Genomic DNA, 1,676 nt, shown 5'->3' on the forward strand with positions numbered 1-1,676 from the left:
ATCCATTGGATGATGCTTGATTAGTAAATAGCTTTTTTCATCAGCAAATAAAGAAAATGAACATATCACTCTGAAAATATATGATTTCATAGAGTGATAGGGGCTATGCTCTTGAATTTGAAAATCTTGATTGCATTGCAAAGGAAAAATATAGAATGGTTTATGCTCATTGTTAATAACATTTTTTATCAGTCTAGGTTCTATTAATTTTGATTTCAATCTTCTAATTAAAGCTAAAACCCAATGGGAAGCATAAAAAGATAATGATGTTTTTCTATGGTGTATATAATTAGAATATTTATATTTCTTTAATAGCATAAAAATATAATAAATAACACTGTAGCGAATCATTGAATAATAATGAGACTTCCCATTACTTTTATCTATAGAGGTAATTCCAATATTTTCATAAAAATCATGATTTTTGGGTAATAGAGAAAAACCATTAACCCCATCTTTCTCAAAAGTAATATAATGAGGTCTAAGATAACCCTCTTCAAACACCCAAAATGATAAATTTGGATTAGAATCTGCTATCGACTTAGCTATTTTGTGGTATATCCGACAATCACCAAAAACAATAATCGCATCGATAGAATGTTGATAGATATAATCTTGTAAAAATTGTGGGAACTTTTCAACTGATTTACAGAAAGAAACACTATTTTTTGAATAAAAATACTCATCACCTCCATTTAAATTTATTTTATAGACGTTACATCCTGATTTTTTCAGCCATTCTGCAACCTTTTTAAAAAAAGGTCCAACAGGGCCTTGTAGAAACAATATGTTTTTTTGAGTATGAATTAGTTCGTGTAAATAATGGTTCATTGCTTTATTAAAAGTAACAAATTATACATTAAAAACTATTTACTACTTGAATAATTTATTTTTATTGTAATAAAAAGTATTTATGAAAATTTAATTTATTAGTCTATTCCTACAATATTTATTTTCAATTAACCAACAAAATAAAACGTCCATATTGAAACTTAAAGAAACAAAGTTTAACAAAACGTACTATTTTGCATAACATAGCAGTATGTTAACATAAAAATACAAGTTTGTAATTATTTTGTAAATACCCGAAACTTAGTGTAAATGCCCAAACTTAGTACACAACTCACGTAGAAAATTAAGCTGCTTGTTTTAGTGTTTTATACTCAATCGGTGTCATGTTATTTAATGCCTCATGCGGTCTTTCGGTGTTATAAATCGTTAGCCATTCTTCGGTTATTCTCCTTGCTTGTGCTAAGTTATTAAAAAGATATAAATCAAGTAATTCAGTACGATAGGTACGATTAAATCGTTCAATATAACCATTTTGATAAGGGCTACCGGGCTTTATATAATCAATGGCTATATCATGTGATTTAGCCCAGTTTATAAAGGTTTTTCCTGTAAATTCTGGCCCATTATCGACCCGTATTTTTAATGGATATCCATGATATTCGGCCAGTTTATCTAAGTAACGGGTAATCCTTCCTGCTGGTAAGCTGACTGCAATATCAATACCTAACGCCTCACGATTAAAGTCATCGATGACATTGAATGTCCTAAAGCGACGTTGATTACGGCTACTATCACTCATAAAATCCATTGACCAACATTCACCTTGTTTATTAGGCACAAATAGCTTTTCCGGGCATCGTGGAGGAATGCGTTTTTTTCGTTTT

At 29.7% G+C, this 1,676-nt stretch carries 2 protein-coding genes; both read right to left on the reverse strand.

Annotated elements, in window-relative coordinates; translation table 11 throughout:
• A partial coding sequence (locus A9G37_RS07355) for a capsular polysaccharide export protein, LipB/KpsS family (RefSeq protein ID WP_442903144.1) occupies nt 1-786 on the reverse strand: 786 nt, incomplete at its 3' end.
• A gap of 349 nt (nt 787-1,135) precedes the next feature.
• On the reverse strand, nt 1,136-1,676 hold a 541-nt coding region (locus A9G37_RS07360; protein WP_141671123.1), incomplete at its 5' end, for an integrase core domain-containing protein.

It is taken from the genome of Gilliamella sp. GillExp13, from assembly GCF_001690815.1.
Classification (GTDB): Bacteria; Pseudomonadota; Gammaproteobacteria; order Enterobacterales; family Orbaceae; genus Gilliamella; species Gilliamella bombi.